This window comes from Streptomyces sp. NBC_01433 (assembly GCF_026340105.1).
GTDB lineage: Bacteria > Actinomycetota > Actinomycetes > Streptomycetales > Streptomycetaceae > Streptomyces.
In genome coordinates, this window is the sequence record NZ_JAPEPM010000001.1 from 2,090,369 (window position 1) to 2,116,258 (window position 25,890).

Annotated in this window: 19 protein-coding genes, 4 tRNA genes and 1 other RNA gene; 10 read left to right on the forward strand and 14 right to left on the reverse strand. The window is 70.5% G+C overall.

Annotated features, from left to right (window positions below; all coding sequences use genetic code 11):
* Position 1: 1 nt before the first annotated feature.
* The 8 genes from purF to purS all read right to left on the reverse strand — a co-directional run bounded on the left by purF (position 2) and on the right by purS (position 8,454).
* The gene (gene purF / locus OG413_RS09455) at positions 2–1,528 is read right to left on the reverse strand and encodes an amidophosphoribosyltransferase (RefSeq protein WP_266804222.1); all 1,527 of its coding nucleotides are present in this window, start codon (positions 1,526–1,528) and stop codon (positions 2–4) included.
* 441 nt (positions 1,529–1,969) lie between these two features.
* A complete protein-coding gene (locus tag OG413_RS09460; protein ID WP_266804223.1) occupies positions 1,970–2,806 on the reverse strand; it encodes an META domain-containing protein in 837 nt (278 codons plus the stop codon).
* A gap of 64 nt (positions 2,807–2,870) precedes the next feature.
* On the reverse strand, positions 2,871–3,671 hold the full coding sequence (locus OG413_RS09465) for a maleylpyruvate isomerase family mycothiol-dependent enzyme (RefSeq protein ID WP_266804224.1): 801 nt from the start codon (positions 3,669–3,671) through the stop codon (positions 2,871–2,873).
* A 45-nt stretch (positions 3,672–3,716) separates the two neighbouring features.
* Positions 3,717–4,559 (reverse strand): M23 family metallopeptidase, encoded by an 843-nt coding sequence (locus OG413_RS09470; RefSeq protein WP_266804226.1) that lies wholly within the window; start codon positions 4,557–4,559, stop codon positions 3,717–3,719.
* Positions 4,560–4,647: 88 nt separating this feature from the next.
* Entirely contained in the window at positions 4,648–5,181 is a 534-nt protein-coding gene (locus OG413_RS09475) for a helix-turn-helix transcriptional regulator (protein WP_266804228.1), read from the reverse strand.
* A 98-nt stretch (positions 5,182–5,279) separates the two neighbouring features.
* Positions 5,280–7,529, reverse strand: coding sequence for a phosphoribosylformylglycinamidine synthase subunit PurL (gene purL / locus OG413_RS09480; RefSeq protein ID WP_266804230.1), 2,250 nt, complete (start codon positions 7,527–7,529; stop codon positions 5,280–5,282).
* Positions 7,526–8,206, reverse strand: a complete 681-nt coding sequence (gene purQ, locus OG413_RS09485; protein WP_266804232.1) for a phosphoribosylformylglycinamidine synthase subunit PurQ — start codon at positions 8,204–8,206, stop codon at positions 7,526–7,528. Before purQ ends, purL begins: the two co-directional genes overlap by 4 nt.
* On the reverse strand, positions 8,203–8,454 hold the full coding sequence (gene purS, locus OG413_RS09490) for a phosphoribosylformylglycinamidine synthase subunit PurS (RefSeq protein ID WP_073722102.1): 252 nt from the start codon (positions 8,452–8,454) through the stop codon (positions 8,203–8,205). The genes purQ and purS overlap by 4 nt, the downstream gene beginning before the upstream one ends.
* 398 nt (positions 8,455–8,852) lie before the next feature.
* Between purS and OG413_RS09495 the strand changes: the two genes are divergently transcribed.
* The 8 genes from OG413_RS09495 (at position 8,853) to OG413_RS09530 (ending at position 13,755) form a co-directional block, all read left to right on the forward strand.
* Complete coding sequence (locus OG413_RS09495; protein WP_266804236.1) at positions 8,853–9,188, forward strand: Lsr2 family protein; 336 nt, start codon at positions 8,853–8,855, stop codon at positions 9,186–9,188.
* Between the two features lie 256 nt (positions 9,189–9,444).
* Positions 9,445–9,516 (forward strand) — tRNA-Gly (locus OG413_RS09500).
* A gap of 80 nt (positions 9,517–9,596) precedes the next feature.
* Positions 9,597–9,669, forward strand: a tRNA-Gly gene (locus OG413_RS09505).
* Positions 9,670–9,881: 212 nt separating this feature from the next.
* Entirely contained in the window at positions 9,882–10,877 is a 996-nt protein-coding gene (locus OG413_RS09510; protein ID WP_266804238.1) for an ABC transporter ATP-binding protein, read from the forward strand.
* The gene (locus OG413_RS09515; RefSeq protein WP_266804240.1) at positions 10,874–11,647 is read left to right on the forward strand and encodes an ABC transporter permease; all 774 of its coding nucleotides are present in this window, start codon (positions 10,874–10,876) and stop codon (positions 11,645–11,647) included. Before OG413_RS09510 ends, OG413_RS09515 begins: the two co-directional genes overlap by 4 nt.
* A 16-nt stretch (positions 11,648–11,663) precedes the next feature.
* On the forward strand, positions 11,664–13,043 hold the full coding sequence (locus OG413_RS09520) for a sensor histidine kinase (protein WP_266804242.1): 1,380 nt from the start codon (positions 11,664–11,666) through the stop codon (positions 13,041–13,043).
* Entirely contained in the window at positions 13,040–13,660 is a 621-nt protein-coding gene (locus OG413_RS09525) for a response regulator transcription factor (RefSeq protein ID WP_266804244.1), read from the forward strand. Before OG413_RS09520 ends, OG413_RS09525 begins: the two co-directional genes overlap by 4 nt.
* 22 nt (positions 13,661–13,682) lie before the next feature.
* Positions 13,683–13,755, forward strand: a tRNA-Gly gene (locus tag OG413_RS09530).
* A gap of 109 nt (positions 13,756–13,864) precedes the next feature.
* On the opposite strand, the gene OG413_RS09535 is transcribed toward OG413_RS09530, so the two are convergent.
* The 6 genes from OG413_RS09535 to ffs all read right to left on the reverse strand — a co-directional run bounded on the left by OG413_RS09535 (position 13,865) and on the right by ffs (position 22,742).
* The gene (locus tag OG413_RS09535; protein ID WP_266804246.1) at positions 13,865–14,776 is read right to left on the reverse strand and encodes a phosphoribosylaminoimidazolesuccinocarboxamide synthase; all 912 of its coding nucleotides are present in this window, start codon (positions 14,774–14,776) and stop codon (positions 13,865–13,867) included.
* Positions 14,777–14,969: 193 nt separating this feature from the next.
* Positions 14,970–16,433 (reverse strand): N,N-dimethylformamidase beta subunit family domain-containing protein, encoded by a 1,464-nt coding sequence (locus tag OG413_RS09540; protein ID WP_266804248.1) that lies wholly within the window; start codon positions 16,431–16,433, stop codon positions 14,970–14,972.
* A gap of 457 nt (positions 16,434–16,890) precedes the next feature.
* A complete protein-coding gene (locus tag OG413_RS09545) occupies positions 16,891–18,627 on the reverse strand; it encodes a hypothetical protein (RefSeq protein WP_266804250.1) in 1,737 nt (578 codons plus the stop codon).
* A gap of 297 nt (positions 18,628–18,924) precedes the next feature.
* Positions 18,925–20,175, reverse strand: a complete 1,251-nt coding sequence (gene purD / locus OG413_RS09550; RefSeq protein WP_266804252.1) for a phosphoribosylamine--glycine ligase — start codon at positions 20,173–20,175, stop codon at positions 18,925–18,927.
* Between the two features lie 156 nt (positions 20,176–20,331).
* Positions 20,332–22,569, reverse strand: coding sequence for a DNA polymerase III subunit gamma and tau (locus OG413_RS09555; RefSeq protein WP_266804254.1), 2,238 nt, complete (start codon positions 22,567–22,569; stop codon positions 20,332–20,334).
* Positions 22,570–22,643: 74 nt separating this feature from the next.
* Positions 22,644–22,742: signal recognition particle sRNA small type (gene ffs, locus OG413_RS09560), an RNA gene on the reverse strand.
* A 132-nt stretch (positions 22,743–22,874) separates the two neighbouring features.
* Between ffs and OG413_RS09565 the strand changes: the two genes are divergently transcribed.
* Both OG413_RS09565 and OG413_RS09570 read left to right on the forward strand, forming a co-directional pair.
* Positions 22,875–22,962: transfer RNA gene (locus OG413_RS09565), tRNA-Ser, on the forward strand.
* A 251-nt stretch (positions 22,963–23,213) separates the two neighbouring features.
* Complete coding sequence (locus OG413_RS09570; protein WP_266804256.1) at positions 23,214–25,799, forward strand: DUF262 domain-containing protein; 2,586 nt, start codon at positions 23,214–23,216, stop codon at positions 25,797–25,799.
* Positions 25,800–25,890: the final 91 nt, after the last annotated feature.

Genomic DNA, 25,890 nt, shown 5'->3' on the forward strand with positions numbered 1-25,890 from the left:
GTCACGGACGGCGCAGCGCGTCGGCCGCGGCGGTCGCCGCGGGGCCGGCCGCCAGCTCGGTCTCCAGCAGCTGCTTGCCGAGCAGCTCCGGGTCGGGCAGCTCCATCGGGTACTCACCGTCGAAGCAGGCGCGGCACAGGTTCGGCTTGGCGATCGTGGTCGCCTCGACCATCGCGTCGAGCGAGATGTACGAGAGGGAGTCGGCGCCCATCGAGGTGGCGATCTCGTCGACCGACATGCCGTTCGCGATGAGCTCGGCGCGGGTCGCGAAGTCGATGCCGAAGAAGCAGGGCCACTTCACCGGCGGGGAGGAGATCCGGATGTGGATCTCGGCGGCACCGGCCTCGCGGAGCATCCGGACGAGAGCGCGCTGGGTGTTGCCGCGGACGATCGAGTCGTCGACGACCACCAGGCGCTTGCCCTTGATGACTTCCTTGAGCGGGTTCAGCTTGAGGCGGATGCCGAGCTGGCGGATGGTCTGTGAGGGCTGGATGAAGGTCCGGCCGACGTAGGCGTTCTTGACGAGTCCGGCGCCGAACGGGATTCCACTGGCCTCCGCGTAGCCGATGGCCGCGGGCGTACCGGATTCCGGCGTCGCTATGACCAGATCCGCGTCCACCGGGGCTTCGGCGGCCAGCTTCCGGCCCATCTCCACGCGGGAGAGGTACACGTTCCGCCCGGCGATGTCGGTGTCGGGCCGAGCCAGGTAGACGTACTCGAAGACGCAGCCCTTGGGCTTCGCTTCCGCGAATCGCGAGGTGCGCAGGCCGTTCTCGTCGATGGCGACGAGCTCGCCCGGCTCGATCTCACGTACGAAGCTGGCGCCGCAGATGTCGAGGGCGGCGGACTCGGAGGCCACCACCCAGCCACGCTCCAGACGGCCGAGGACCAGCGGGCGGATGCCCTGCGGGTCGCGGGCCGCGTACAGCGTGTGCTCATCCATGAAGACGAGCGAGAAGGCGCCCCTGACCTCGGGGAGCACCTTCGTGGCGGCTTCCTCGATGGTGAGCGGCTTGTCGTCGTCATCGGTCTGGCCGGCGAGCAGCGCGGTCACCAGATCGGTGTCGTTGGTGGCGGCGACCTGGGTGGCCCGGCCGTCCTTGCGGGGAAGGTCGGCGACCATCTCGGCGAGCTGCGCCGTATTGACCAGGTTGCCGTTGTGGCCCAGGGCGATCGAGCCGTGCGCGGTGGCACGGAATGTCGGCTGCGCGTTCTCCCACACCGAGGCACCGGTGGTGGAGTAACGGGCATGACCGACCGCGATATGGCCCTGGAGAGATCCCAGAGACGTTTCGTCGAAGACCTGCGAGACCAGTCCCATGTCCTTGAAGACGAGGATCTGGGACCCGTTGCTCACTGCGATGCCCGCGGACTCTTGTCCACGGTGCTGCAGGGCATACAGTCCGAAATAGGTGAGCTTGGCGACCTCTTCACCCGGAGCCCAGACACCGAAGACGCCACAAGCGTCCTGGGGGCCTTTCTCTCCGGGGAGCAGGTCGTGGTTGAGTCGTCCATCACCACGGGGCACAGCACCGAGTGTAGGCGAGATCGACCACTGGTCCGAATTCGGGACCGGTCGGCGAAGGACCGCCGGAGCACCGGGAACGTACCGGGAAGCGGGCCGGGGAGGGCGTTTCGGGGGGCTTCGCGTGATCACGGGGAGTGATCATCGGGCGGCTCCCGGGAGACGTCCGGAGGGTGTGCGGAAGCGTGGGGCGCGGGCGTCGCCCCGATACGGAGCCGATTACCGGCCGGTCGCCGGTGCCGTTCACGGGTGAGCGGAGGGAGCCCGGCCGTGGCACTGGGTGAACCGGCGCCGACGGCGGGCCGCCCGCTGGCCGAACGCTCGTTTCGTGGTGAGCCTCACACCGGGGGCACGGGTACGGGGGCCGGTGGGGCTCGTACGAGCCCCTGAGGCGGCGGTCGGCGCTCACCGTTCCCTTCCCCCCTACCTCTCAGCCCTTGACTCTCAGCCCTTGTCGGGCGCGGGTGCCGCGGCGCCGACTCCCTTGCCGCCGGAAGCGGTGAGGGACAGGGCCTGGCCCTTGATCACGTACGTCGTCTCCCCCTTCAGGGCGGCGAGGACGGACCGCTCCACCTCCATCTCCGCCGCCGGGCACATCCGGCGGGTGGCGGCGAGCGGCCCGAACGTGATGGTGGAGCCCGCCACGGCCGCCTTTCCGTGGAAGCTGTTGCAGCCGAGGTTGCCCTCCACGGTGCCGTCCTTGCCGAAGGTGAGGTGCGGGGCCCGGTCCGGCGGGGTGTCGGCGGGCAACGAGGTGGTGGTCCTGCCGCTGACCAGCGTGGTCACCCTCCACTTGGTGCCGGTGAGCGGGGCGGCGGGCTGCGAAGTGAGGCTGATGGAGTCCCCCTTGGGCGTGGTGAGGGTCAGGTCCCTGCCGTCCACGGCCGCGGTGAGCTTGCCGCTGAACGTCCGGGACAGGGACTTCTCGAACCGCTGAAGATCCTTCTCGCACCCCATCTCGGTGGTGGTGCCCGGCCCGACGGTCACCGCGTCGCCTTCGACACGGACGTCGGCGGTGAAGCGGTTGCAGCCCAGGCTGCCGGTGGCCCGGCCCTTGGGGCCGATCTCGACGTGCGCGCCGGCCGGGGCCTCGGTCTTCTCGCCGCCCACGGTCAAGGAGTCGACGCTCCACCGGACCCCGCTGACGGGCACGTCCGTCCGTACGGTGCCGCTGCCTCTGCCGTCGCCGGAGCCGGAGTCCGCTCCGGAGCCCGACTGTGTCCCGCAGGCGGCAAGGGTGAAGAGGGCCAGGACGCTGACAGCCATACGTTGTGTGCGCATGGCCATCTGACGGAACGAACGGCCGATCCGGTTCCCCTCCCCGGCCATTCGGCCCATCGGCCCATCAGCCCATCAGCGGCAGCAGGTCGGCGAGATCGGCCCGCTCGCCACTGGCGCTGACCCGGGCCTCGTCGAGCTCTCGCGCCCACCCCGTACGTCCGGTGGCGAGCCGGATCCAGGTGAGCGGTGCGGTCTCCACCACATTGGGCGGCGTACCGCGCGTGTGCTTGGGGCCGCCGATGCACTGGACGACGGCGAACGGCGGGACGCGCACCTCGACCGAGCCGCCGGGCGCCCGGTCCGCGAGGACATCGGCGAGCAGCCGCGTACAGGCGGCGAGCGCCTGCCGGTCGTACGGGATGCCGAGCCCGGCCGCCTCGTTCAGGTCGTCGGTGTGCACGACGAGTTCGACGGTGCGGGTGACCAGGAAATCGACGAGCCGCATCGTCCCGACCCGGGTCGGGAGCAGCCGGTCCCCCGCTCCCTCCGGCACCGCCGCCGCGAACCGCTCGGCGGTCTCCGCGTACAGCGCGTCGAGGTCGGGGCGGTCCAGGGCGAGGGCCAGGGTGTCGTCGGTGATCCGTCCGGCCCGCGCGGCGGTGGAGGACGGCCACTGGAGCAGCCCGACCTCGGGTTTCGGGCCCGAGGGCTCCGGCAGCTCCAGATTCCGGCTGACGTGGGAGAGCGCCATCGTGAGGTGCGCGGCCAGGTCCCGCACCTTCCAGTCCCCGAGCCGGGTCGGCAGGGCGAGCTGTTCGGGCGTCAGAACCCGTACGGCTTCCCGGACATGGGCGAACTGGTCGAGGACCGCGGTCCGGGTCCTGGCGTGGTCGTAGGTGCGCGGACGCTTCTTGGCCGGTGGCATACGGCCGAGACTAACCGGCACCCCCGACACCGCCCCGCACCCGGATCAGGCGGGACCGACCGGCTCCCCCGCGCTGAACACGTCACCATTGGCCGGGACGCCGATGCCCCGCCAGGTGAACGGAATTCCGCGGGCCACATCCAGATCCGGATCGTCCATGAGCTGGAAATGCACATGCGGTTCGGTGGAGTTTCCGGAATTCCCGCAACGGGCGAGTTGCTGCCCCGCCCGGACGGTGTCCCCGGTCTTCACCTGGAGCGAACCGCGCTGGAGGTGGGCGTACAGGGCGAATACGCCGTCACCCAGGTCCAGAACGACATGATTTCCGACAATTCTGCTCGCGCCGAACATGTCCCGCACGGAAGCCTCCAGCAGCATCAGATAGCCGAGGGCGAGACCCGAGTTCCGGCTCAGGTGATCGCGCTGCCCGTGGCTCGCGTGGACGACGGTCGCGTCGGCCACCGCGAACAGCGGGGCACCGAACGCCGGGAAGTCCCGGTTGCGGCGGACGACCGGCCACACCCAGCGGAACGGCGGCCGGACCGGTGCGTCCTCCCCCTCGGGTTCGGCGACGATGTCGATCGCGTACGCCTGCCCGTACACGTGCGTGCCGTGGCTGGGCACCTTGTCCGCCGGGCTGTTCAGCGCGGTCCAGCGCCCCGCCACCGGGGGGCCGACCTCGACGGCGGGGCGGCGCCGCGGCTCCCGGGCGCGGGACGCGACAGCGCTGCGGCTGAGGTGGAGAGCGATGGCTATCGCGGCTGCCGCGGGCACGAAGGTCGCCCAGAACGGATAGAGCCGTTCGGCGAACACCCCCACGACGGCCATGACGACGAAGACGATCCAGCACACGCGGTGCAGCACCATCAGTACCTTGCGGACAGACATGTCTTCCCCCTGATCGGTCGTGCGTTCCGTTGTCGGGCGCTCCGTTTGCCGGGCAGCCCGTGGTCGGGACGTTCTGTCGGGCGGCCCGTCACGGCCGGGCAGCCGTCAGCACCACCAGCAGCGGCACCACCCGGCCGCCCGGCACCTCGTAGCGCCCGCGTCCCGTCGTGTGCAGCCAGCCCGCGCCGGTCAGTTGGCGCAGATGGTGGTAGATCTGGCCGGTCGTGCCGACCTCGTCGAGCGCGGCCAGTTCGGCGGCCGTGCGACGGCCGCCGAGGATCTCGCGGAGCAGCCGCAGCCGTACCGGGTGGCCGAGCGCGGCGAACGACTCGGCGGTGTCCGCCCAGTCCGCGTCCATGAGGCTCTCGGTGAGGACGCCGTACTGCCATTCGTAGCCCTCGCCGGTGGGCATCCGGACCGCGCCCGTGTAGAGCACTCCGCCGCTGTCGGCCGCGCCCCCCACCTCGGTGAGCTGCGCCTTCAGTCCCTCCAGCGCCCAGAAGTCGCCCTCGCCGAGCTGCGGCGCCTCACGGTCCGGCGCCTCGTCCGGCGCCTCGCGGTCCGACGTCTCCAGCGCGGTGAGCCGCCGTTCCAGCTCGGCGACACGTTCTTCAAGCCCCATGACTCAACCTTACGTAATTACGTAATCTCGCGCAACGGTGGATACGCCGAAGCCCCTGCCCGGACGGACCGGACAGGGGCTTCGGAGAGACGGAATGCTCAGGCGAACAGCGCGGGGATGATCTCCTCGTGCGCCGTACGCAGCTCGCTCAGCGGGATGCTGAACTCGCCCTGGACCTCGATCTCGTCGCCGTCCACGACACCGATCCGGGCCACGGGCAGACCGCGTGCCCCGCACATGTCGTTGAAGCGGAGCTCCTCGCTGCGCGGGATCGAGACGATCGCCCGGCCCGCCGACTCGGAGAAGAGGAAGGTGAACGCGTCGAGACCGTCCGGCACGACCAGCCGGGCACCCTTCCCGCCACGGAGGCAGGACTCGGTGACCGCCTGGATCAGACCGCCGTCCGACAGGTCGTGCGCCGCGTCGATCATGCCGTCGCGGGAGGCCGAGATGAGGATCTCGCCGAGCAGCTTCTCGCGGCCCAGGTCCACCTTGGGCGGCATGCCGCCGAGGTGCTGGTGGATGACCTCGGACCAGGCCGAGCCGCCGAACTCCTCGTGCGTGTCACCCAGCAGGTAGAGGAGCTGGCCCTCTTCCGCGAAGGCGACCGGCGTACGCCGGGTGACATCGTCGATCACACCGAGCACGGCCACGACCGGCGTCGGGTGGATCGCCGTCTCACCGGTCTGGTTGTACAGCGACACATTGCCGCCGGTGACCGGGGTGCCCAGCTCCAGGCAGCCGTCCGCGAGACCACGGGTGGCCTCGGCGAACTGCCACATGACGTCCGGGTCCTCGGGCGAACCGAAGTTCAGGCAGTCCGAGATCGCGAGCGGCTTGGCGCCGGAGGCGGCGACATTGCGGTACGACTCCGCCAGCGCGAGCTGCGCACCCGTGTACGGGTCGAGCTTCGCGTAACGGCCGTTGCCGTCGGTCGCCATGGCCACGCCCAGGTTCGACTCCGCGTCGATCCGGACCATGCCGGCGTCCTCGGGCATCGCGAGCACGGTGTTGCCCTGCACGAAACGGTCGTACTGGTCGGTGATCCACGCCTTGGACGCCTGATTGGGGGAGGCGACCAGCCTGAGGACCTGCTCGCGCAGCTCGGCACCGTCGGCCGGGCGGGCGAGCCTGCCCGCGTCGTCGGCCTGGAGCGCGTCCTGCCAGGAGGGGCGGGCGAACGGGCGGTGGTACGTCGGGCCCTCGTGGGCGACGGACCGCGGCGGCACGTCCACGATCTGCTCGCCGTGCCAGAAGATCTCCAGCTGCGAACCCTCGGTCACCTCACCGATGACGGTGGCGATGACGTCCCACTTCTCGCAGATCTCCATGAACCGCTCGACGTGCTGCGGCTCGACGATCGCGCACATGCGCTCCTGCGACTCGCTCATGAGGATTTCCTCGGGCGAGAGGGAGGAGTCGCGCAGCGGCACGGTGTCCAGCTCGACGCGCATCCCGCCGGAACCGGCGCTGGCCAGCTCGCTCGTGGCGCAGGACAGACCCGCGCCGCCGAGGTCCTGGATGCCCGCGACGAGCTTCTCCTTGAAGATCTCCAGGGTGCACTCGATGAGGAGCTTCTCCTGGAACGGGTCGCCGACCTGGACCGCCGGACGCTTGGCCGGACCGGTCGACTCGAAGGTCTCCGAGGCCAGCACCGAGACGCCGCCGATGCCGTCGCCACCGGTGCGGGCGCCGTAAAGGATCACCTTGTTGCCGGGACCCGAAGCCTGGGCGAGGTGGATGTCCTCGTGCTTCATCACGCCGATGCAGCCGGCGTTGACGAGCGGGTTGCCCTGGTAGCAGGCGTCGAAGACGACCTCGCCGCCGATGTTCGGCAGCCCCAGGCAGTTGCCGTAGCCGCCGATGCCCGCGACGACGCCCGGCAGGACGCGCTTGGTGTCGGGGTGGTCGGCCGCGCCGAAGCGCAGCGGGTCGACGACCGCGACCGGGCGGGCGCCCATGGCGAGGATGTCGCGGACGATGCCGCCGACGCCGGTGGCCGCGCCCTGGTAGGGCTCGATGTACGAGGGGTGGTTGTGCGACTCGACCTTGAAGGTGACCGCGTAACCCTGGCCGACGTCGACCACACCGGCGTTCTCGCCGATGCCGACGAGCATCGCGTCGTTCGCGGGGACCTTCTCGCCGAACTGCTTGAGGTGGACCTTGCTGCTCTTGTACGAGCAGTGCTCGGACCACATCACGGAGTACATGGCGAGCTCGGCGCCGGTGGGACGGCGGCCCAGGATCTCGCGGATCCGGGCGTACTCGTCCTCCTTGAGGCCGAGGTCCTTCCAGGGCTGCTCGGTCTCCGGGGTCTCGGCCGCGTGCTTGACCGTATCCAGGCTCATGCGTTGACCAGCTTCTTGATGATCGAGGTGAAGAACCCGAGGCCGTCGGTGCGACCGGTTCCGATCAGCGGCTCGACGGCGTGCTCCGGGTGCGGCATCAGGCCGACGACATTGCCCGCGGCGTTGGTGATGCCCGCGATGTCGCGCAGCGAGCCGTTGGGGTTCGCGCCCACGTAACGGAACGCGACACGGCCCTCGGCCTCCAGCTCGTCGAGCGTGTGCTCGTCGGCGGTGTACCGGCCGTCCACGTTCTTCAGCGGTACGGAGATCTCCTGGCCCGCGGTGTAGTCCGAGGTCCAGGCGGTCTCCGCGTTCTCCACCCGCAGCGTCTGATCGCGGCAGATGAAGTGGAGGTGGTTGTTGCGCAGCATCGCGCCGGGCAGCAGGTGCGCCTCGGTCAGGATCTGGAAACCGTTGCAGATGCCCAGGACCGGCATGCCGCCCCGCGCGTTCTCGATGACCGTCTCCATCACCGGCGAGAAGCGGGAGATGGCCCCGGCCCGCAGGTAGTCGCCGTAGGAGAAGCCCCCGGCCAGGATGACCGCGTCGACCTGGTGCAGGTCCTTGTCACGGTGCCAGAGCGAGACGGGTTCGGCGCCCGCGATCCGGACGGCCCGCAGGCTGTCCTGGTCGTCGAGGGTGCCGGGAAAGGTGACGACTCCGATACGAGCGGTCACTTCGGCTCCTCGACCTTCACGACGAAGTCCTCGATGACGGTGTTGGCGAGGAAGGTCTCGGCCATCTCGTGAATACGGGCCAGGGCGGCGTCGTCGACCGGTCCCTCGACCTCCAGCTCGAAACGCTTTCCCTGACGAACGTCCGCGATTCCCTCGAAGCCGAGACGCGGCAGTGCACGCTGCACCGCCTGTCCCTGCGGGTCGAGGATCTCCGGCTTGAGCATGACGTCGACTACGACGCGTGCCACTGGCACTCCCGGTGGTGTGGTGCGGCTGTGTCTACGGGGGGTTCCCCAGACCCCCGCGGGTCCACTCAGCGTACCTGGCCGAAAATTCTACGCGGGTAGATATCGGGCGAAGCAGATCACGCCGAGATATCGGACGGGACAACACACGGGGAAAGTCCTGGAAAAAATCATGCCCGGATTGCATGCGGACACGCGGATGTAATTGGCTGGGCTTCACAATGCGGTGCCAACCGCTGTACAAATGATTACCGGGGAAAGCAACATTGCCCTGGAACACTGGAACGCCGGAACAGTCGACATCAGTCGATCCCCATCCGCATCCACATCCGCCTAACAGCCGGAAGGCCGGCATCAGCGCAAGCCCGACGCGCGGATGCCGTAGGAAAGGACCGATATCCGTGGCTCAGCGCGTAGTGGTTACGCTCTCCGACGACATCGACGGGGGAACAGCGGCGGAAACGGTCACCTTCGCCCTGGACGGGAAGACGTACGAGATCGACCTCAATCCCGTCAATGCAAAGAAGCTGCGCAAGACCCTGGCGCCGTACGTGGCAGCCGGTCGCAAGCAGACGAACGCGGGCAAGCACGGCAGGAAGCCGGTGTCGTACAGCCACACCGCACTCGCCCCCGACCCGGCGGCCGTCCGCGCCTGGGCCCGCTCGCACCGGATGGAGGTGCCGGCCCGCGGCCGGATCCCCAAGAAGGTCTACGAGGCGTTCCACGCCGCGAGTTGACCCGGCGGGCCGCGCCGACGCCCGACTTCCGGTGACCGCCGGTCCGGCCGCACGGCCGGGCCGGCGGTGGCGGTCGGCGCTTCGGCCGTCGCACCGTCAGGCGCGGGGCACCCGTGCGCAACCCCCTCCTCGGCGCCCGCTCCGGACCCTTCGCGCGACACCCGCAGGGAGCCGACTTGCGCGACACCCCCGCAGGTCGGCTAGAGTCTGGAGCACGCCGAGGGGCGAGGCCGCAAAGCCGAATCCCACGCAGCGTGCGGGTGTAGTTCAGTAGTAGAACATCCCCCTTCCAGGGGGAAGGCGCAGTGTGCAATTCCTGTCACCCGCTCTGCATCACCTTGTTCGACCAGTTCGCTGGATCGGGTAGAGTGGTGAGCGCTCCACCGATGAAAGCCGAGTGGTAGCAATGCGGACGTAGCTCAGTTGGTAGAGCGCAACCTTGCCAAGGTTGAGGTCGCCAGTTCGAACCTGGTCGTCCGCTCTTGATCAAAGGCCCTGACCGATATCGGTCGGGGCCTTTGTCGTATCCACGTCGGTCTTCGCCGATCTCCATGGGTCCCGGGTCGATCTCCAAGGGTCCCGGGTCTTCTCCGATATCTCCGCGCGTCGGCCGCGCCCCCTGATGACGTTTGTCATGAGCAGTGATGACAGTGCGCACTGCTCCCGGAACCGATCGGGCGGAAGTCTGGTGTCATGACCAGAGACGACATTCTCAGCGACAGCGGACGGGGCCACCGCCGTGACTCCGGGCAGGGCGCCGTGATCGAGGCATCCGACGTCCGGCGCAGCTACGCGGGCGGTTTCGAGGCGGTCTCCGGCATCTCCTTCTCGGTGGCGCGCGGCGAACTGTTCGCCCTGCTCGGGACGAACGGCGCCGGCAAGACCTCCACCGTCGAGCTCCTGGAGGGCCTGGCCGCCCCCGACGGGGGAACCGTACGGGTGCTCGGCCACGACCCGTACCGCGAACGCGCCGCCGTGCGCCCCCGGACCGGGGTGATGCTCCAGGAGGGCGGCTTCCCGTCCGATCTGACGGTCGCCGAGACCGTACGGATGTGGTCGGCCTGCACCAGTGGTGCCCGGCCCGCCGGTGAGGTCCTGGACCTCGTGGGCCTGTCGGCGCGGACCCGGGTGCGGGTCAAGCAGCTGTCCGGCGGCGAGAAGCGCCGTCTCGACCTGGCGCTGGCCCTGACCTCGCGGCCCGAGGTGCTCTTCCTGGACGAGCCGACGACCGGGCTCGATGCCGAGGGGCGGCGCGACACCTGGGATCTCGTCCGGGCGCTGCGCGACGGCGGCACGACCGTGCTGCTGACCACGCACTACCTGGAAGAGGCCGAATCGCTCGCCGACCGGCTGGCGATCATGCACCAGGGGCGGATCGTGACCACGGGGACGACCGCCGAGGTCACGGCCCGGCAGCCGGCCCGGATCCGGTTCGAGCTGCCCGCCGGCGTACCGGCCGCGCGCCTGCCGCTCTCGCTGCGGGCGGCCGCGGAGGGGCAGCGGATCGAGATCCGCACGCCCGCACTCCAGGAATCCCTTGACGAACTCCTGTGCTGGGCACGGGAGTCCGGTGTTCAGCTGCTAGGGCTGGATGCCCGTTCCGCCTCCCTCGAAGAGGCGTTCCTCGACATCGCGAAGGCCCAGCACACCCGGGCCGCGCACCCGGAGAAGGAGCAGGTGGCGGCATGACGACGGCCTCGACCGCCGCGAGGCGGCTGAACGCGCTCGGGCGGGCCGAACTGACCCTGCTCATGCGCAACCGCACGGCCGTCTTCATCGCGCTGCTGATGCCGCTGCTGATGATCTTCGCGATGAAGTCCTCGCTGGACCGGATCGACCTCGGCGGCACCGGGCTCACCGTTTCCGGGGCGGCCCTGACCGGCGGCATCGGGATGGTGCTGATCCAGGTCGTCTACATGAACCTCGTCTCCGCGTACGTGGCCCGGCGCGAGGAACTCGTCCTGAAGCGGCTGCGCACGGGCGAGGTCTCCGACCGGGAGATCCTGACCGGGACCGCCCTGCCCTCCGTACTGCTGGCGCTCGCCCAGTGCGTACTGATGGTCGTGGTCGGCACCCTTGCCTTCGACCTGGGGGCGCCTCAGCGGCCCGCGCTGCTCGTCGCCGGGCTGCTGCTGGGCTTCCTCCTGATGACCGCGCTGGCGGCGGCCACCGCGACACTGACCCGTACGGTGCAGAGCTCGCAGCTCACCACGTTGCCGCTGTTCTTCGTCTCGATGCTGGGCTCGGGGCTCTTCATCCCGCTGGAGGTCTTCCCGGACCGGATCGCCTCGGTCTGCGAGCTGCTGCCGGTGACCGGGGTCATGACGCTCGTACGGCACGGCTGGCTCGGCGGCGCCGGGGGCGGCGACCTGCTCATGGCGACGGTGACCGCGCTGGCCTGGACCGGGTTCGCGGTGTTTGCTGTGCAGCGGTGGTTCCGTTGGGACCCGCGTCGTTGAGAAGGAGGGCTGTGCCATGTGGCTGAGGACGAAAATGCGGGGCTGGCACAGCCGCAGCGGCTTCGACAAGATCGATCTCTACACCCGCGGCACGCTGTACTCCCTGGTGTGGATGACGGTCCTGTCCCAGTCCCTGCTGACGGTGACGCGCCCGGTGCGGGACTCCGGCGCGCCCGCCGTACTGATCGTCGGGACGGTCCTGACCGCGATCGCCCAGGGGGTCTGCGGCACCTCGCTGGCCGCCCACGCGGTCGAGGGCTACCTCGGCCGGCGCACCGTCGACCGGCGGTTCATCGGCCTCGGATTCGTCCTGATGGCCGCGAACGCCGCCGGACTGCTGGTCCTCTGCTCGTACACCGGAGTGGACCGGTTCCCCGAGCTGGGGCTGGCCCTCGGCGCTTCGGTGGTGCCGTTCATCACCCCGTTCGTCCTCCTCGTGCCGCTGTGGGCGTCCGTCGCCTTCCAGGCGGCGATGTCACTGGCGCTGAGCGGTGGCGTCGCGCTGGCCGGCGGGGACACCTCGTTCGTGTTCGGCACCATGCTCGGGTCGGCCCTCGGCAGCGGTCTGATCGCCGTCACCGTGCGACTGTCCGCGTGGTCGTTGGGAGTGATGGCGAAACTCCGCGACGCCCAGGACGTGGAGACACGGCTCGCGGTCGCCGAGGAGCGGCTGCGGTTCGGCCGCGACATGCACGATGTGCTGGGCCGGAATCTGGCGGTGATCGCGCTGAAGAGCGAGCTGGCGGTGGAACTGGCCCAGCGCGGCAATCCCGCGGCCATGGACCAGATGGTCGAGGTCCAGCGGATCGCCCGTACCTCGCAGCAGGAGGTACGTGATGTCGTACGCGGCTACCGCGAGGCCGACCTCCGTACGGAACTGGCCGGTGCGCAGGGGGTGTTGCGGGCCGCCGGGATCGCGTGCGACATCCAGGACAGGAGCGGTGGCCGGCTCGCCCCGCCCGTGCAGGCGGCGCTCGGCTGGGTCGTCCGGGAGGCCGCGACCAATGTGCTGCGGCACGGTGATCCACGACGCTGCACGATCCGGCTCGCGAACGCCGGGGGCACCGGTGTGCTGGTCGTGGAGAACGACGGTGTGCCGGACGCGGCAGGAGCCCCCAGCGGCGGCTCCGGTCTCGCCGGGCTGCGGGAACGGCTCGCCGCGCTGGGCGGTTCGCTGGAGGCGGGGCCGGTGGGCGGCGGCCTGTTCCGGCTGACCGCGACGGTGCCGGGGACGCCTTCGCCGCCCTTGTCGCCCTCGTCGCCATCGTCCTCTTTGCCGCAGCCGTCCTCCCAGCCGTCTTCGTCGCAGCCGTCTTCGTCTCAGCCGTCTTCGTCGCCGGAGCGGCGCGGCGAGGGCCCCGGCGGTCACCACAGCGCCTTCACGGAGGAACGATGACATCCGCACCACCCGTACGGGTCCTGCTCGCCGACGACGAGCATCTGATCCGGGGTGCGCTGGCCGCGCTGCTGGCCCTGGAGGACGATCTGGTCGTGGTCGCGGAGGCGGCGACCGGTCCCGAGGCGCTCGCCATGGCGCTGGCCCACCGGCCCGATGTCGCGGTCCTCGATCTGGAGATGCCGGGTGCGGACGGTGTGAACGTCGCCACATCGCTGCGGTCCGCGCTGCCCGGCTGCCGGACCATGATCGTGACGAGCCACGGGCGCCCGGGGCACCTGAAGCGGGCGCTGGCGGCGGGCGTGCGGGGCTTCGTGCCGAAGACCGTGAGCGCCCGCAAGCTGGCCGAGATCATCCGCAGCGTGCACAACGGAAACCGTTACGTGGACCCGGAGTTGGCCGCCGACGCCATCGCCGCCGGGGACTCTCCGCTGACCGCCCGAGAGGCCGAGGTACTGGAACTCGCGGCGGACGGAGCGCCGGTCGCGGAGATCGCGGAACGGGCTTCGCTGTCGCAGGGAACCGTACGGAACTACCTGTCCTCCGCCGTCACGAAGATCGGTGCGGAAAACCGTCATACGGCAGTGCGGCTCGCACGCGAGCGGGGATGGGTATAGTAGGCATCGCGCTTCGGCGCATGCGAACGTAGCTCAGCTGGTAGAGCGCAACCTTGCCAAGGTTGAGGTCGCGAGTTCGAACCTCGTCGTTCGCTCCGTAGAAGAAGGCCCCGGTCCTCAGGACCGGGGCCTTCTTGCATCCCGCTCGCTTTCCCGCCGTGCGGTGCGCCTACCGCGTGCGGTGCCGCTTCCCGCCGTGCGGTGCTACCAGTTGGAGCCGGTCAGCAGCTCGTACGCCTCGATGTACTTGGCGCGCGTCGCGTCGACGATCTCCTGGGGCAGTGCCGGGGGCGGCTGCTCGCTCTTGCGGTCCCAGCCGGAGGCCGGCGAGGTCAGCCAGTCCCGGACGAACTGCTTGTCGTACGAGGGCTGGGCATGGCCGGGCTCCCAGGTGGCGGCGGGCCAGAAGCGCGAGGAGTCCGGGGTCAGCACCTCGTCCGCGATGATCAGCCTCTCGCCGCCGTCCGGCGTGGGCTCGAAACCGAACTCGAACTTCGTGTCGGCGAGGATGATCCCGCGCTCGTGCGCGATGTCCCGGGCCCTGCGGTAGACGTCAAGGGTCGTCCGGCGCAGCAGCGTGGCCGTCTCGACGCCGACCTCGCGGGCGACCGCCTCGTAGCTCACGTTCTCGTCGTGGTCGCCGACGGCCGCCTTGGTGGCGGGGGTGAAGATCGGCCCCGGGAGCTCGGACCCGTCGACCAGACCCTCGGGAAGGCCGATGCCGCAGACCGTACGGCTCTCGTTGTACTCGACGAGCCCCGAACCGGTCAGATAGCCGCGGGCCACGCACTCGACCTGGACCATCCGCAGCGACTTGCAGACCAGGGTGCGGCCCGCCCAGTCCGCCGGAGCGCCTGCGGGCAGCTCGGTGGACAGCACATGGTTGGGCACGAGGTCGGCGAGCTGGTCGAACCACCAGAGCGAGAGCCGGGTGAGGACGCGGCCCTTGTCGGGGATCTCGGTGGGCAGGACCCAGTCGTACGCGGAGATACGGTCGCTGGCGACCATGACGAGGTCACCCGCCTCGTTCCGGTACAGGTCACGCACCTTGCCGGTATGCAGGTGGGTGAGGCCCGGGACCTGCACGGGCTCGGGCTTTTCTACGAAACCGGACACGCTGCCTCCGCGTAGGTTGATCCAGGAGCGGTTCCGATTGTCCCGTATCCCGGAGGCGGAGACGGCCGCGGGGCCGCCCGATGCGCGAGGTCTGCCCCGGAAAGGTCAGTCGCGCTTGCGGATCCGTCTAGTCCTGCTCGCGCATCCGGTCAGTCGCGCGTGCGAATCCGGTCAGTCGCGCTTGCAGATTCGGTCAGTCGCGCTTGCAGATCCGGTCGAGCAGGTTGGCCGTGGCGCGCTGGATCCGGGCGTCCACATGGCCGGGGCGGTCCAGCGCCGGGGACCAGGCGAAGGTGCCGGAGGCGAAGACGAGCGCGCCGGACGGGGCCCGGTACAGGGAGGTCTCCTGGTGGCGGGTTGTTCCCTCGGAGTCCTGGTACGGGGAGTGGGCGAGCAGGATGCGGTTGTCGTGCTCGGGGAGGCTGGTGCGCGGGAAGTAGCGGTCGGCCTCGCCCGCGACCAGGCCGTCGAGCTCGTCCCCCTCGTGGGCGCCGGTGGAGTCCCAGAGCCAGTGCTCCGCGTTCCGCACGATCAGGGGGCGGGCTTCGGGGACCCGGCCCGCGTACTGGATGCCGAGGAGCTGCTGCTCGGGCCGGTCGATCTCGCGCCACAGCGCCGGTTTTCCGGGGCCGCGGCGCTTGCGGCAGGTGAGGAGGCGGTCGGGGACCCCGGACGCGGACGGGGCGAGGCCGACCTGCCAGTACATGGTGTTGGCCGACAGGAAGACGAGCGAGGTGCCGGTGTCCCGGGCGAGCTCGGTGGTGCGCCGCATGGGCAGCGACCAGTACTCGTCGTGGCCGGGGAAGATCAGGCCCCGGTAGCGGCTGGGGTCGACGCGGCCCGCGTGCAGATCGCGGGCGTCCGCGTAGGCGAGGTCGTAGCCGTACCGCTCGGCCCAGCGGATGAAGTCGTAGGCGTGTCCGACGTGGAGGGGCAGTCCCGCACCCGCGAACGGGCGGTCGAAGGAGATCGTGGCGGCGGCGTCCTCCTCGCCGAGCAGGCGCCCCTGCTCGTCCCAGGCGTGGTAGAGGCTGGCGCCGGTACGGCCGTCCTCGGGGTAGAGGTTGTACGCCTGCCAGGTGATGTCCGGGAGCAGGAGCAGCAGGTCGGCGGTGCGGTCGTCGCGGATCGTGAACGGGATGTGGGAGCGGTACCCGTCGACGGTGGTCAGGACGGCGACGTACGCGCCGACCGACCAGTAGCTGGGGATCTGCAGCCGCCAGGACATCCACCAGTGGTGACAGGAGACCGTGCGGTCGGCGGCCAGCGGGGCGGGCTGGACGATGCCGGAGAGCCGCGGACTCGTCGTGATCTTGGCGGCGCCGTCACCCGCGTAGTGGCCGATCCGGTAGACGTCGACGGAGAACTGCTGGGGCGGGTCCACGGTGATGTGGAAGTCGATGGCCTCACCGGGGGCGGCGGCACTGGGCGAGACGAAGCCCTTGATCTGCCGGCGCACATCGTCGGACGGCCTGGTCCCACCGCCGGCACCGCCGCGGCCGAGGTCCGGGTCGGCGTACCAGGGGACGACCTGACCGGTGTCGTCGAAATAGTTCTCGCTGCCGCGCAGCCAGGGCAGCGGTCCCTGCCCGAAGGGGTCGCTCACCGCGTGCGCGAGGGCACCCGATTCCCATCGGCGAATCTGCTCCGCCCCCATACCGCTCCCCTCCCGGAAGGCCCGCGGACATCTTTGGTGCGCCAATTTAGTGGCTTGATGTCAGCGTCGATCCCCAGCACATCACATAACGCATGCGGTCCGTCACCGTTCGTCGCGAATTGGCGTGAACGGAACCTGTTCTTCCGGTTATTGAGGCCGCGGTGATTCGTCTACCGGGTGGTCGGGGTGGGGCCGGAAGGGCGGGTTTCGGCGGGCGACGGGGCACCGTTGGGTGGGCTCGCGGACGGCCGGGGCGGGACCTTCGTACGGGCATGGGGGCGTACGGGCATGGGGCGCGCGGCCCGCGTGTACGGCTGCCCGCGCACAACTCGGCGGACCCGGCGCGGGCCCGGTGCAGGCCCCTCGTACGACCGGGGTCCGGTACCGACCGCCGGGCACCCGCTCACGCTGGTGCTGGTGCTGGTGCTGGTGCTGGTGCTGGTGCTGGTGCCCACGCTCAGACCAGGCGTACCGGCTTGTCGCAGCGCACGCCCAGACCCGTGAGCCAGGACCGCAGAGGCTCCGCGTCGCCGTCCTCCACGAGTGTGAGGACGGGGGTGACCAGGTCCGCCCGGCGTTCACCGTCGACCAGCAGGGCGGGGCCGTCCAGCCAGTCGAGGCCCGGCGCCGCCCCGGCCGTGTCCACGGCCGCGCAGCAGACCATCGCCGCGACATGGTCGGCGAGCAGTTCCGTGCCCGTACGGGGCGGCTGGAGCGGGAAGAGCGGAAGCGGGTCGGGGCCCCAGAGGTCGAGGGGGTCCGGGCCACCGCCGCCCGACGCGCGCTGCGCCGAGGCGCCGTTCGCGAATTTCGGGGCCCCGGCCTCCTCGCGGGCCACCTCGGCGCTGATCCCGGCCGCGAGCTCCTCACCGGCACCGTCCGGCCCGGCGAGATGCTGCATGACCCGGGCCAGGGTGGGCACCCCTGGATCGGCCGACGACACCGGGGGCACGCCCATGGAGTCGAGAACGCGGTGCAGCCGGGCGGCCTCCGTGCGCCACTTGCGGTCGACGACCTCCTCCGGATACTGCTGCCAGTCGACCGGCGACCAGTCGGGGCCGCTCTCGGCGGGACCGCCGTGGAAGAGCCGGGCGGCCAGCAGCGAGGCCGCCTCGTCGGCCGTACCGGGCTCTTCGAGGAGGTCGCAGGCGGGCCGCTCGCCGAGCCGGGAGGTGAACCCCTCGGCCAGCCGGTCGCGCCGGGAGAGCTCGGTGAGCGCGGAGACGACGCCCGCGTCCAGCCGGGAGGGCCAGCGCCCCATCCGCCAGGCGGGGAGCGCGACCCGGGTCAGCAGCCGGTCCCAGCCCGCGTAGGCGAGGCCGACCTGCTCCTGGGCGACGATGCGCAGCCCGTAATCCACAGTCTGTGCGCGCATCGAGGCGGCGGCGGCGACACAGCGCTCCATCTCGGCCGCGTGGCCGCGGCAACCGCGCAGCAGCAGTCGGGCGATCCAGCCGACGAAGGCGCGCGGAATCCCGCGCACGGGACCCGCTCCGGTCACGGCCGCGTCGGCGACCGCGGCGTCCAGACCACGTACGAAACGGCGGGCGGCGGCTATGTCGGGGTGCGCGGACGGGGCCGTGCCCGCGACGACCGGGGCGAGCACGGCGCGCAGTTCAGCGACCCGCATCCACCACAGGAAGGGCGAGCCGATGACCAGGACGGGGGCGGCCGGCACCCGACGACGACGGCGCCGCTCGGCCGCGAAGTCCCGGACCGACCGCTTCGGCTTCGAGCCCTGCTTCGACCCCGGCTTCGAGCCCTGCTTCGGCTGGGCGGAGGGGTGTGTGCGGTCCTCCAGCCAACTGTCGCAGTCCGGGGTCAGCGCTATGGCGGAGGGCGCCGGGACATCGAGCCGGTCGGCCAGATCCCGGACCAGCCGATAGAGGTCGGGGGCGGCTTCCTCCGTCACGGCGATGGTCGGGCTGACCGCGGGCCTCGCCCGTACGACGGCCACGGCGACCGCGGCGGCGAGCACCAGCACCAGGACCGCCACACCGGTCACGGCCCAGCGCGCCGCGTCCCAGCCCGCGCCGCCGGCATGGCCCTGCGCACCCGCGGCGAACAGCACGACGGCCACGGCCGCCGGCAGGATCGCCACGGCGAGTGCCCTGCTGCGGATACGCAGCAGGGCGAGTGCACGGGCCCGCGCGGCCCGCGCCCCCAGCTCCTCACCCACATCGGTACCGGACACGGCCGGAAGTCACCCCCTCTGCCCCCGCGACGGTGTTGCTCACTCCCCCACTGTGGCACCCGTCACTGACATCGCAATGCCGGTGGGCCAAGTGCCGGAACGCTTGCGCCGCACCCTAGTTGGGGCCCCGGCGGGCGTCATCCGGATGGCGCAGTCGTCACTCGATGGAATGGCTTTGGGTAAAGCTGCTGACGTGTCGGCGCTTATGAGGCAGGTGTCTCCCGGTGCGCGCGGCTCATACGCGCCGCACGCACCGGCGCACACAGGGCGCGCAGCTCACGGGGGTACCGGGCGTGGTCAGTCCTCGGCGGCCTTCCGCGCGATGTCCGTGCGGTGCTGCGAGCCGTCCAGGCGGATCCTGCCCAGCGCGGTGTAGGCGCGCTCACGGGCCTTGGCGAGGTCCTTGCCGGTCGCGGTCACGGAGAGCACCCGGCCGCCCGCGCTCACGATCGCGTCGCCGTCCGTCCTGGTCCCGGCGTGCAGGACGTACGCGTGCGGGGCATCCTGCGCCGCGACATCCGCGAGCCCGTCGATCGGGTCGCCGGTGCGCGGGGTGTCCGGGTAGTTGTGCGAGGCGATGACCACGGTGACCGCGGCCTCGTCGCGCCAGTTCAGCGGCGGGACGAGGTCGAGCGTGCCGTTGGCCGAGCCGAGCAGGACACCGGCCAGCGGGGTCTTCAGACGGGCCAGGACCACCTGGGTCTCGGGGTCGCCGAAGCGGGCGTTGAACTCGATGACCCGTACGCCGCGCGAGGTGATCGCGAGGCCCGCGTAGAGCAGCCCGGAGAAGGGCGTGCCGCGGCGGCGGAGTTCGTCGACGGTCGGCTGGAGAACGGTCTCCATGACCTCGTCGACCAGCTTGGGGTCGGCCCACGGGAGCGGGGAGTAGGCGCCCATGCCGCCGGTGTTCGGGCCCTCGTCGCCGTCCAGGGCGCGCTTGAAGTCCTGGGCGGGCTGGAGCGGCAGCACGGTGGTGCCGTCGGTGATCGCGAAGAGGCTCACCTCGGGGCCGTCGAGGAACTCCTCGATGACCACGCGGTCGCAGGCCAGCGCGTGGGCGCGGGCCGCCTCGACGTCGTCGGTGACGACGACGCCCTTGCCCGCCGCGAGACCGTCGTCCTTGACGACGTACGGGGCGCCGAAGGCGTCGAGGGCCACATCGATCTCGGCCGGGGTGGTGCAGACGTAACTGCGGGCGGTCGGAACGCCCGCCCCGGCCATGACGTCCTTGGCGAACGCCTTGGAGCCTTCGAGCCGGGCCGCCTCGGCGGAGGGGCCGAAGCAGGGGATACCGGCCGCGCGCACGACGTCGGCGACCCCCGCGACAAGGGGCGCCTCCGGGCCGACGACCACCAGCTCGGCGCCCAGTTCGGTGGCGAGGCGCGCGACGGCGTCGCCGTCGAGCGCGTCGACCGGGCGCAGTTCGGCCACCTCTGCGATGCCGGCGTTGCCGGGGGCGCAGTACAGAGCGGTGACGTCGGGGTCGAGGGAGAGAGAGCGGCACAGGGCGTGTTCGCGGGCGCCGCCGCCGATGACGAGGACCTTCACGGGGTGCAGCCTAACCGCCGGGGGCCGGGGGGCTCGACGGCCGCCGATCCGTGGACGCACGACAGCTCCGTGCGCACGGCCTCACCTCGTACGCACGACGCCTTGGCACGAGGGGCGCCTCACCTCGTACGCCCGACGTCTCCGTACGCACCGGGCTCACTGCTCGTTGGTGAACTCCTCCACGACCGTGGCGCCCAGTTCGCGGACGATCAGGTCGTGTCCGGAGAGCGCCGAGTCGACGAGATCCGGATCGTCGGCCTCCGGGGTGTCGTCCTCCGGGGCCACCGACCGCGGGGGCTCCGACCCGAAGGAACCGGACGACGCGTGCTCCGCGCCGGGCCCCTGGGAGCGCTGGGGCGGCTGCGGGGCCGGTGCGGACGACGACTGCGAGGACTGGGACTGCGGGGGCTGCTGCTGGGCAGGGGCCGGCCGGGACTCGTACGACTGCGGGGCGGCGGGCGCGGGCTGGTACGAAGAGGCCGCGGGCCGTCCGTCTCCGGTGTCCGGGGGCAGCCCCGCGCCGCCCGAGGAATCGACGATGGCCTCGACCCGCCACTGGGCGTTGAAGTGCTCGGAGAGCGCCTGTTTCAGCACTTCCTCGCTGCCGCTGCTCGCGAAGTTGTCACGGGCGCCCGCATTGAGGAAACCGATCTGCAGGGTGGTCCCGTCGAAGCCGGTGACCTGGGCGTTCTGGCTGAGCAGGATCCAGGTGAACCGGCGGCGGTTCTTCACCGCCTCCAGGATGTCCGGCCACATGTTCCGGACCTGGGCGGCGCCCTGCACCATGCCCTGGCTCGGCGCGGGCGCCGAGGGGGCCGGAGCGGCGGGCGCGGGCGCCTGGGCGGGTGCCGGGGCGGCGGGCTGCGGGGGCGGCGTGCTGCCGGGCGCGGAGGCGGTCGGCCAGCCCCCGGGGCGGCGCCCCTGTTCCGCGGGGGCGGTGGCGGGCCACGATCCGGGGCGCTGGGCGGGCGCGGGTGCCTGAGCCGGGGGCTGCTGGACCGGCGGTGCGGCGGGAGCCGGGGGCTCGGCCGCGACGGGGGGTGCGAACGGCGCGGGCGCCGGAGCTGCGGGCGCCGGGGCCATGGGCGCGTCACCCCGTGCCGCAGCGCGGGCGGCGGCAGGCCCGCCACCGGGCTGTCCGGCCGGGGCGTGCGGTGCGCCGGGGGCGTGGGCCTGCGCCTCGGGTCCCGGTACGTACCCCATGGCCGGACCCGCTGCGGGGGCCGCGAAGGACGCCGCGCCGCGCTCCAGCCGGTCCAGCCTGGCCTGGAGCGAACGCTCGTCGTCGAAGGCGGCGGGCAGCAGTACGCGGGCGCAGATCAGCTCCACCTGGAGGCGCGGGGAGGTCGCCCCGCGCATCTCGGTGAGCCCCTCGTTGACCAGGTCGGCGGCGCGGCTCAGCTCGGCGGCGCCGAAGACGGACGCCTGGGCCCGCATGCGCTCGACCACGTCGGCGGGGGCGTCGATGAGGCCCTTGTCCCCGGCGTCGGGCACGGCGGCCAGGATCACCAGGTCGCGCAGCCGCTCCAGCAGGTCGGCGACGAAGCGACGCGGGTCGTTGCCGCCCTCGATCACCCGGTCCACGACCTCGAAGGCGGCGGCCCCGTCGCCCGCCGCGAAGGCGTCCACGACGGAGTCGAGCAGGGACCCGTCCGTGTATCCGAGCAGCGAGGTCGCCATGGCGTATGTCACACCGTCGTCGCCCGCGCCGGCCAGCAACTGGTCCATGACGGACATCGAGTCACGCACGGACCCCGCGCCGGCGCGCACGACCAGCGGCAGCACCCCGTCCTCGACTGCGCTGTTCTCCTTGGCGCACACCTCGGCGAGATACCCGCGCAGCGTGCCCGGCGGGACCAGCCGGAACGGGTAGTGGTGCGTACGCGACCGGATCGTGCCGATGACCTTCTCGGGCTCGGTGGTCGCGAAGATGAACTTCAGATGCTCCGGCGGCTCCTCGACCACCTTCAGCAGGGCGTTGAACCCCGCCGGGGTGACCATGTGCGCCTCGTCGATGATGTAGATCTTGTAACGACTGGAGGCGGGCCCGAAGAACGCCTTCTCGCGCAGATCACGGGCGTCGTCCACGCCACCGTGCGAAGCGGCGTCGATCTCGATCACATCGATCGAACCCGGACCGTTGCGCGCGAGGTCCTGACAGGACTGGCACTGGCCGCACGGAGTCGGCGTCGGCCCCTGTTCGCAGTTCAGGCAGCGGGCGAGGATGCGCGCGCTGGTCGTCTTTCCACAGCCGCGCGGCCCGCTGAACAGGTACGCGTGATTGACCCGGTTGTTACGCAGGGCCTGCTGCAGCGGGTCAGTGACATGCTCCTGACCGATGACCTCGGCGAACGACTCGGGGCGATAGCGGCGGTACAGCGCAAGGGACGACACACCTACGAGGTTATCGGGACGGACCGACAACCGGCCCCGCGCGGCTTTTGCCCGGCCCGGACAAAGCCCCCGGACACGCAAGCACCCCCCACGCACCCGCCAGAGCCAACCTACCCTTGCTGCCTTCCGGCCCTGGGGGAGTTCAGTCAGATAGCGCCACGTGAGGGGCTGACGCCCACCTTAGCGGATCCCCACCCCCTCCGGTCCACCCGCCCGGCCCCACCACCCGGCTCCGGGACCGCCCCGGACGATCTCCGCGGGAACAGGTTCGCGAGCACTCCTCAACGTCTTGTATTGTTTGCTGCGGAGGATTCGCCTAGTGGCCTAGGGCGCACGCTTGGAAAGCGTGTTGGGGGCAACCCCTCACGAGTTCGAATCTCGTATCCTCCGCCATTGCTCTCACCGGGCAATACGTCGAAGGGCCCCACTGCTTGCGGTGGGGCCCTTCGACGTTCGTGGTTGCAGTTTTGGTTGCAGTTGCCTGCCTCGCACCCTCAACCGCCGTAGGTCCCTCAAGTGCCATTCGGCTTGGTCGAGGGACCAGCGCCGAGGGCGATCAGCGAAAACGACGCGTTTGTCAGTGCTCAGCCATATCGTCGTTTCCCAGGAGCCGAACGGCCGAGACGACGGAGGACGGACACCACATGCGGGCTGAGGAATCACACTTCGCCGACCTGGTTCAGGGGCGAGCCCAGCAGTTCCAGGTCCCGCTCTACCAGCGGACGTACTCCTGGACGGAGAAGCAGCTCGCTCAGCTGTGGGGCGACATCCTGGACCAGGCCGAGCTGGTGGATACGGATGAGACCACGAGCACGCACTTCCTCGGCTCTGTCGTGCTTGCGCCCTCCCCCCAGAACGAGGCGACGTTCCCGCGCTGGCTCGTCGTCGACGGTCAGCAGCGGCTGACCACTCTCTCCCTCGCGCTGGCCGCAATCCGTGACCACGTCGCCGGCACGCAGCCGGACGAGGCAGAGCGCATCGACGAGGAATACCTCATCAACAAGCGCAAGAAGGGTGGGGACCGCCTTCGCCTGCTGCCGACCCAGGCGGACCGGCCACAGTACGCCGCGCACGTGCATGGAGTGCAGTCGGAGCAGGCATCGGGAGACAGGGTCGCCGGGGCCTACCGGTTCTTCCGTCGCAAACTCGTGGAACTCGTGGAGACGGACGACCCTGCAGCCCAGCAGGATGTGCTGCGTATCGAGCAGGCCATCACCTCCAGACTTACGCTGGTCACCGTGACCGCAGAGCGCGGCGACAATGTGCACCGCATCTTCGAGTCCCTCAACAACACCGGTCTGAAGCTCAGCCAGGCCGACCTGCTGCGCAACTACCTGTTCATGCGCATGCCAGCCCGTGGCGAGCAGGTGTACGAGACTCACTGGCTGCCACTGCAGAGCAGCCTGAGCAACGACGAGCTCGAACAGCTCATGTGGCTGCAGTTGGTCCTCGACGGAGACGACCGGGTCCGGCGCCAGGACCTGTACACCGCGCAGCAACAGCGCTTCGAGCGCCAAGCGGTGAGCGGAGCGCAGACTGAGGCGGAGATCGAGGCGTACATCAAGGAGCTGCACCGCCGCAGTGCTCACTTCCGGAAGATGATCAGCCCGGAGGAGGAGCCAGACTCACTGGTCCGCGGCCACCTGAAGCGGTTGAACGACTGGCAGGCCGTGGTGACCTATCCCGCACTCATGCTGGTACTCGACCGGCGGGATCGGGGAGATGCTGACGCCTCCGAGGCAGCCCGTGCCATGTCGTACATCGAGAGCTTTCTGGTGCGGCGGACGATCTGCCGGGTGCCGACAAACAACCTCAACAGAATCTTCCAGTCCGTGCCCGCACAGCTTCCGCAGGACGTGGGCGTGGCCGACGGGCTGCACCAACTCCTCTCCGCCGAGAACCGGTTCTGGCCCGACGACGAAGAATTGCGCGACAAGATCCGTACCGCGCCGTTCTACCAGTACGGACGGCCGAACCAGCGCAGGCTGGTGCTCCAGCGGATGGAGGAGAGCTACGACCACCCCGAGCCGGTCGACTTCGCATCGGCGCAGCTGACCATCGAGCACGTGATGCCACAGTCGCCCGGCGACGAGTGGATGCGCATGTTGGACGATGACGCAACGCAGGGCGAGAGTACGGAAGATCTACATTCCCGGCTGCAGCACACACTCGGCAACCTGACGCTGACCGGCGTGAACTCGGAGCTGTCGAACCACCCCTTCGAGCGCAAGCAAGGGCTACTCGAAGGCAGCCACCTGGAGATGAACCGGCGCATCGCCGCCACCGAACGCTGGGGCGCCAAGGAGATCCTGGCGCGGGCCAACGATCTCGCCGACCGGGCGATACGCATGTGGCCCGCCCCTCTGAGCGGCGTTGGACGCGCCGAGCGCAGTCGGGACTGGCGTCTCGCCCATCAGGTACTAGCCGCCCTTCCACACGGCACCTGGACGTCCTACGGAGACCTTGCCGCGTTCATCGGCTCGGGGGCGCAGGCCGTGGGCGTCCACCTGGCCAACACCGATGGCGTGGTCAACGCCTACCGGGTGCTGAACGCTGATGGGAAGATCGCAGATGGTTTCCGTTGGACCGGATCGGACGGCGGCGACGTGCGTGCCCGGCTGGGCGCCGACGGTATCCACTTCACGGCCGCCGGAGCAGCTGATCCAGCGCAGCGCCTCAGCGTGGACGATCTCGCCCTGCTTGTTGACAGCACCGAGGGCCAATCTACGGAGACGGCTTCGGCGCCCTATCCAGAGCAGCAGGGTGAAGGGACTCGGGCCGCACGGTTCCTTCACCAACTCGCAGTGGACGACACCCCTACAACCGTCTCCGCCATCCGAGATGTCCTCGCCCATTGGGAGAAGCTCGGTGGGTGGATCGGATATGGCGCCGACGAGGTCATGACCAGTGCATTCCTGATGTTGGGACAGGCAGGGGCACCGGGCAAGGGCATCTGGCCACTGACGCTCTACCCCGGCGGCGGACGTGGCGGCACGGCGGAGGTCGTGTTCCTCTATCTGGCGAACCGCGAGCCCTTCACCGACCGCGCTTTGCGCGCCGAGCTGCTGAACTGGCTGAACGGAATGGAGGGCGTCTCGCTCCCGGAAGGCAAGCTGGACCTGCGCCCCAGCTTCCGCCTGTCTGTGCTGGAAGACGCCGGAAACAGAGAGCGCCTGTTCGCGACACTGACCTGGTTCCGGGATTGCTGGGAGGGGAGGGATCGGACCTGATGTGCCCATCAGGTCCGGTGAACCGCGAGGGGCGCGGCGCCTCCGCGCTGCGCTCCCACCCCGGCAGGCATGCCCCCTCTTGAAAATCAGC

Coding starts and splice junctions, on each gene's coding strand:
- OG413_RS09570 (WP_266804256.1), top strand. CDS start 23,214: ATGCGGGCTGAGGAATCACACTTCGCCGACCTGGTTCAGGGGCGAGCC.
- OG413_RS09540 (WP_266804248.1), bottom strand. CDS start 16,433: ATGGGGGCGGAGCAGATTCGCCGATGGGAATCGGGTGCCCTCGCGCAC.
- OG413_RS09510 (WP_266804238.1), top strand. CDS start 9,882: ATGACCAGAGACGACATTCTCAGCGACAGCGGACGGGGCCACCGCCGT.
- OG413_RS09465 (WP_266804224.1), bottom strand. CDS start 3,671: ATGCCACCGGCCAAGAAGCGTCCGCGCACCTACGACCACGCCAGGACC.
- OG413_RS09520 (WP_266804242.1), top strand. CDS start 11,664: ATGTGGCTGAGGACGAAAATGCGGGGCTGGCACAGCCGCAGCGGCTTC.
- OG413_RS09475 (WP_266804228.1), bottom strand. CDS start 5,181: ATGGGGCTTGAAGAACGTGTCGCCGAGCTGGAACGGCGGCTCACCGCG.
- OG413_RS09525 (WP_266804244.1), top strand. CDS start 13,040: ATGACATCCGCACCACCCGTACGGGTCCTGCTCGCCGACGACGAGCAT.
- purL (WP_266804230.1), bottom strand. CDS start 7,529: ATGAGCCTGGATACGGTCAAGCACGCGGCCGAGACCCCGGAGACCGAG.
- OG413_RS09515 (WP_266804240.1), top strand. CDS start 10,874: ATGACGACGGCCTCGACCGCCGCGAGGCGGCTGAACGCGCTCGGGCGG.
- OG413_RS09470 (WP_266804226.1), bottom strand. CDS start 4,559: ATGTCTGTCCGCAAGGTACTGATGGTGCTGCACCGCGTGTGCTGGATC.
- OG413_RS09460 (WP_266804223.1), bottom strand. CDS start 2,806: ATGCGCACACAACGTATGGCTGTCAGCGTCCTGGCCCTCTTCACCCTT.